The sequence below is a fragment of the Nonomuraea sp. NPDC005501 genome (genome assembly GCF_040605905.1).
In the GTDB taxonomy this organism is placed as follows: domain Bacteria; phylum Actinomycetota; class Actinomycetes; order Streptosporangiales; family Streptosporangiaceae; genus Nonomuraea.
Genome location: NZ_JBEXDT010000189.1, coordinates 1 through 5,852, shown reverse-complemented (window position 1 = coordinate 5,852; position 5,852 = coordinate 1). Strand labels below are relative to the sequence as shown.

General features: G+C 76.5%; 3 protein-coding genes. 1 reads left to right on the top strand and 2 read right to left on the bottom strand.

Going from position 1 to position 5,852, the window contains the following annotated elements; all coding sequences use genetic code 11:
- Nucleotides 1–93: 93 nt before the first annotated feature.
- Nucleotides 94–915, bottom strand: a complete 822-nt coding sequence (locus ABZS51_RS42080) for an AfsR/SARP family transcriptional regulator (protein ID WP_355453778.1) — start codon at nt 913–915, stop codon at nt 94–96.
- A gap of 155 nt (nt 916–1,070) precedes the next feature.
- Between ABZS51_RS42080 and ABZS51_RS42075 the strand changes: the two genes are divergently transcribed.
- On the top strand, nt 1,071–4,151 hold the full coding sequence (locus ABZS51_RS42075; RefSeq protein ID WP_355453775.1) for a tetratricopeptide repeat protein: 3,081 nt from the start codon (nt 1,071–1,073) through the stop codon (nt 4,149–4,151).
- A 140-nt stretch (nt 4,152–4,291) separates the two neighbouring features.
- On the opposite strand, the gene ABZS51_RS42070 is transcribed toward ABZS51_RS42075, so the two are convergent.
- Nucleotides 4,292–5,852 (bottom strand): HEXXH motif-containing putative peptide modification protein (locus ABZS51_RS42070; RefSeq protein WP_355453772.1); only part of this gene is annotated, 1,561 nt, incomplete at its 5' end.

Here is a 5,852-nt window from a genome sequence, read left to right as displayed (position 1 = left end):
CGACGGCGTGCCGTCGGTCACGGCGGACACGGGGATCGATCGGACCGTTGGCCAGACTGTGACATGGTGCGGAGCTTCGGTCATGTCCACCCGCTACCCCGAAGCCACCCGCCCTATCGACTCGCTCGGCTGATCCGTGTCCGGACGCCAGTCGGCCCGGTCGAGGGCCGGGTCGGCGGCCAGGATGCGGCGGTGGAGCTCCTGGACGGGCCTGCCGGGCTCCAGGCCGTGGTCGGCGATCAGCGTCGCGCGGAGCACGCCGTACGCCGACAACGCCTCCGCCTGGCGGCCCGCGCGGTACAGCGCCAGCATGAGCAGCGCGTGCAGCGGCTCGCGGGCCGGGTACGTCAGGGTGAGCTCCCGCAGCTCCGGGATGGCCGCCGCGGGCCGGCCGAGGTCGACGTCGGTCCGCAGGACCGCCTCGACGGCCAGCAGCCGAGCCTCCTCCAGGCGGCCGGCGTGCGCCCGGACCATGGGTGTGGCGGGGACGTCGGCGAGCGCGGGCCCGCGCCACAGGGTCAGCGCCGCCTCCAGCCGCGCGCGGGCCTGCGTCAGCTGCCGGTCCCGGACGGCACGCCGGCCGTCCGCGAGCAGCCGCTCGAAGCGGGCGGCGTCCGTCTCCTCCGAGGCCACACTCAGCTCGTACGAGCCCTGCCGCGTGCGCAGGTCGTCGCCGAGCAGCCGGCGCAGCCGCCACACGTACCCCTGGAGCGTCTTGCGCGCGAACTTCGGCTCCGAGCCCTGCCACAGCTCCTCGGCGATCCGGTCCGCCGAGACGGGACGGCTGGCGTTGATCGCGAGGATGGCCAGGACGGCACGGTGCTTGGGCGCGGTGACGGCCACCGCGCCGTCACCCCGGAGGACCTGCAGCGGGCCGAGCAGGCCGAGACGGACTCCATGGGACGTCGGGGGCAATGACTCCTCCTGAGCTCCTGCTGAAACGGACAGGCCACATCAGTGCTATCGGGCGGAGCGGATCCCGATCTAGACTGCCACGCCGCGCTTGCGCGGACCTTGCGCGCACGGGGCGGCTTCGCCGGGTACGAGGGGGCTTGACAGGCTTGACACGCTTGACGGGTTCGACGGGTTCGACGGGTTCGACGGGATGCCTGGAATTCCGGATCCTCGGACCCCTGGAGTTCCGGCGCGAGGGCTCTCCCGTGCCGCTGACCGCGCCGAAGCAGCGGGCGCTGCTGGCCGTTCTGCTGATCAGGGCGGGGCGGCCCCTGCCGGCGGAGAGACTGGTCGACGAGCTGTGGGGAGCGGAGCCTCCGCGCAGCGCGGACGGCACGCTGCACTCCTTGCTCTCCCGGCTGCGCGGCAAGGGCCTGAGCGGGCTGGTCAGAGAGCCGGGCGGCTACCGGCTGGAGATGGACGGGGCGACGCTCGACGCCCGCGTCTTCGAGCGGCACGCCGTACGGGCGCGCGAGCTGGCCGAGGCAGGACGGCTCGAACGCGCCGCGGGGGTCTTCCGTGAGGCCCTGGGTCTGTGGCGGGCGGAGTCCCTCACCGACGTTCCGGACTCGCCGATCGTGACGGCCGAGCGGGCGCGCCTCGACGGGCTGCGGCCCGCGGTCGTCGAGCAGTACGCCGACGTGCTCGCCCGGCTCGGCCGGCACGCCCAGGCGGCCGGGGAGCTGCGGGGGATGCTGGCCGAGCACCCGCTGCGCGAGTCCCTGTGGGAACGGCTGATCCTGGCGCTGGACCGGTCGGGGCAGCCGCGGGAGGCACTGGCCGCGTACGAGGAGGCGCGCCGCGTGCTCGCCGAGGAGCTGAGGCTGGACCCGGGGCCGGAGCTGCGCCTGCTCCAGCAGACGATCCTCCGGCGCCGCGCCAGGGCCGCCACCGGCGACTCCCGGGCGGGCGGCTCCCAGGCCGGTGGTGACGTGGAGGCCGGCGGGGAGGCGGGCGTGGAGCCCCAGGGGCTACCGCCCGATCTGGCGTACTTCACCGGCCACCGCGCCACCCTGAGGGAGCTCACCGCGCTCGCCGAGGGCGGGACCGCGACGGCGACCGCGGAGGGCGGGGGCCCGCCGCCGGCCCTCGTCAGCCGCCCGCCGGCCGACCACGGGCCTTCCCCGGCCGGCCGCGGGCGCTCCCCGGCCGACCACGGGCCCTCTCCGGCCGACCTCGGGCGCGAGACCGTGGTCGTGGTCAGCGGCATGCCCGGTGTGGGCAAGTCCGCGCTCGCCGTCCACTGGGCGCACCGGATGGCCGGGCGCTTCCCTGGCGGGCGGCTCTTCATCGACCTGCGCGGGCACCGGCCGCGGGAGGCCGTCACGCCCCGGGAGGCGCTGGACCGGTTCGTGCGCGCCCTCGGCATGCCGCCGGAGCGCGTCCCGGCCGGGGAGGAGGAGCTCGCCGCCGCCTACCGGTCCTTGCTCGCCGACCGGCGCGTGCTCGTCGTGCTCGACAACGCCCGCGACCCCGCCCAGGTGGAGCCGCTCCTGCCGGGCACCGGCGGCTGCCTGGCACTGGTCACCAGCCGCGGCCGGCTCGCCGGGCTGGCCCTTCGCCACGCGGTGACGACCGTCGAGCTGGACGTCCTGACCGAGCCGCAGGCCGTGGCGCTGCTGGCCGCGGTCGTCGGCCCCCGCGCCGCCGACGATCCGGAGGCCGTGGCGGAGCTGGCCCGTCAGTGCGGGCGGCTGCCGCTGGCTCTGCGGATCGCCGGCGCCCACCTGGCCGGCCACCCCCACCGACCGATCCGGACCTACCTGGCCGACCTCGCCGATCGGGGACGGCTCGCCGCGTTGCGCCTCGGCGACGCCCCGCCCGCCGCGGTCATGGCCGCGTTCGACCTGTCGCACGAGGCGCTGGCCGGGCCCGACCGGGTCGCGTTCCGCCGCCTCGGGCTGGTCCCCGGCGGCGACTTCACCGCTCCGGCGGCGGCCGCGATGCTCGGCGTCTCCGCCGCCGAGGCCCGTGCCCGGCTGGACGCGCTGCGCGCCGCGAGCCTGCTCCAGTGCCGTCGCGGCCGGCTGAGCGAGGAGCGTTACCGCTTCCACGACCTCCTCCGCGACTACGCCCGTCACCGGGCCGAGACCGAGGACGCCCCCCACACGCGGCAGGAGGCGCTACGGCGGCTGCTGGAGTGGTACGTCACGCTCCGCGACCCCCTCGCGCTCGACGAGGAGCACGAGAACGTGCTCGCCGCCACTCGCCACGCCGCGGAGCACGGCCTCGACGCCGCCTGGCGGCTGCCCGCCGCGCTCGCCGAGCCGCTGCGGCTGCGCCACCGCCTGAACGACGCCGCCGAGCTGCACGCCCTGGCCGCCGCCGCCGCGGGGCGGGCGGGAAGGAGCCGTGAGGAGGCCGCCGCCCGCGGTGACCTCGGCACCGTGTTCGAGCATCTGGGCCGCTACCCCGAGGCCCTGGCCGAGCACCGCGGAGCGCTCCAGATCCACCGGCGGCTCGGGGACGCACATGGCGCGGGCGTCGCGCTGCGCAGCATCGGCGCCGTCTCCTGGCTGCTCGGCCGGTACGACGCCGCGCTGGCCGAGCTGGACGAGGCCCGGCGCCTCCTGGAGAGGTCGGGCGACGACGACGCCGTGGGCCGGACGCTCAACCTCACCGGCATCGTGCTGCGGCACCTCGGCCGCCTGGAGGAGGCCGTCACCTGCTACGAGCGGGCGCTGGCCGTGCACCGTGGCACCGGTGACGTCCACGGCCAGGCGAACACCCTCAACAACCTCGGCGTCGTCCGCAACGCCCAGGGCCGGCCCGCCCAGGCGCTGGAGTTGTACCGCGAGGCGCTGGCCCTGCGCCGGGCGGCGGGCAGCCGCAAGGGCGAGGCCCGCGCGCTCAACAACATCGGCCTGGCCGAGGTCGCCCTCGGGCGGCACGCGGCGGCGCTCGGGCACCTGCGGCAGGCGCTGGCCCTGCACCGCGAGACGGGCGACCGCAGAGGCGAGGGGCAGGTGGCCAACGACCTCGCGGGCCTCTACCACCGGCTCGGCCGGGAGGAGGAGGCGCTGGCGCACTACGCCGCGGCTCTGCGCATCCGGGACGGCATCGGAGACCGAAAGGGCCTGGCGGAGACCCACCAGGAGCTGGCCGAGGCTCATGCGGCCCGGGGCGACGCCGAGGCCGCCCGGCACCATCTGGCGACGGCCGAGCGGCTCTTCGACGAGCTGGGCGTGACCGGGTGACCCCACCCTGCCGGTCGGGCGCCGACCGGCTCGACGTCTGACCGCACCCTGCCGGTCAGGCGCCGACCGGCTCGACGCATGACCACACCCTGCCGGTGGTCAGACGCCGACCGGCTCGACGCATGACCGCATCCTGCCGGTCAGGCGCCGACCGGCTCGATGAGACCGGCCGACAGGAGGCCCGCCAGGCCGGTGCCGAGCCCGGCGTCCGCGTCCGGCCCCGCCGCCTCGCGGTAGCGGGCGCGCAGCGAGGTCAGGTCCCCGCCGTCGCACAGGGCGTACAGCAGCCAGGCGTGGCCGTTGAGCCACTGGAACCGCGGCGTTCCGGGAGAGACGGCCACGAGCTGTCCCTGCTCGGGGATCGGGCACACGTGAACCGGCCGCGCCTGGCGGTAGCCGCGCGCCTCCAGCTCCACCTCCGGCCGCACGTCCGGCCGCACATCCGGCCGCGCCTGGGCAGGACGAGAGGGGGCGGGCTCGGGCAGGTGGCCCGGCGCCAGGGGAGACACGGCTCCCACCAGCCAGTCGACGAAGCGCCGGCCGTTGTCCGTCAGCCCCTCGCCGTACGCCAGCGCGGCCTGCCGGGCGAGGTAGGCGACCCGTTCGAGACCGGTGGTGTGCGTGCCCTCCGCCGCGGCAGGGCTGCCGGGCGTGGCGCGGTCGGCGAACGCGGTCGCCGGCGGCGTGCCGTACCGGGACCGGACGGCGGGACTCGCCGCAGCGGCCGCCGCCTGGAACAGCAGCAGGTGGGCGTACACGTGCAGGGCGAACAGGACCCGCGTCAGCGTCCACGGCCTCACCCGCCACGGGATGGGGACCATCTGGTCGGCGTCCGCGACCATGGAGCCGGTCCGGAGCACGTCGAACAGCTTCAGGTGCAGCCCCTCGTGGAACAGCGTCTCGGCCGCCGTCCACGGGTCGTCCAGCCGTTCGGGAGCCAGGAACAGCGCCGAGGGCAGCGGATCGCCGCCGGAGATCGAGTTGAGCGCGCCGTCGGCCAGCTCGTCACGGACGAACCCGGTCAGTGAGACGTGCGGCAGCACTCCGGCGCCCGTGCGGGGCAGCAGCTCGCCAAGGAGCGCCGCGGCACGGGTCAGGGCCGACAGCAGGCCGGCGTCGGGGCGGACCCGGCCGCCGGAGCCCTCCTGCGACAGCGTCCCGGCCAGCAGCTCCTCCAGCCGGGCGCTCAGCTCCCGCTCCGGCCCGGAGGACGGGTGGAGGTCCGTCCACACCCACGAGACGGCCCCCGGCCAGGGGCGCACCCTCGGCTCGGACAGGCGCTCGCACGGGCCCACCCCGTCGAGCGTGTCGGCGACGCCGCTCTCCAGGAACCCGGCGAGGGCCCCGGTCCGACCGGCTCCCCGCTCCAGGGCCGTCAGGTCGTTCTCGAACGCGTTGCGCAGCACCGGGTCGTACATCAGGGGCCGCAGCTCGGCGTCCCCGGCCTGCGCCAGCCGCTCCAGCCTGCCGGCGGCGCCCGGATGGTGCCGGGCCAGCACGCCGAGTCCGAGGCGGTGACGGGCGAGGTTGCGGGTCTCGATGGCGGCGGCGTCGCCGAACCGGGGGTCGGAGCCGAGCGCCAGGTCGATGCGGGATATCAGGTCGTCGTTCGGTACGGCGTCCACGGGCGTCACCTCGATCTCACCAGGGGGTCTCATGGGGGACCTCGCCGGGCGGCCGGCGGCGGGAGTGCCCGCCGCC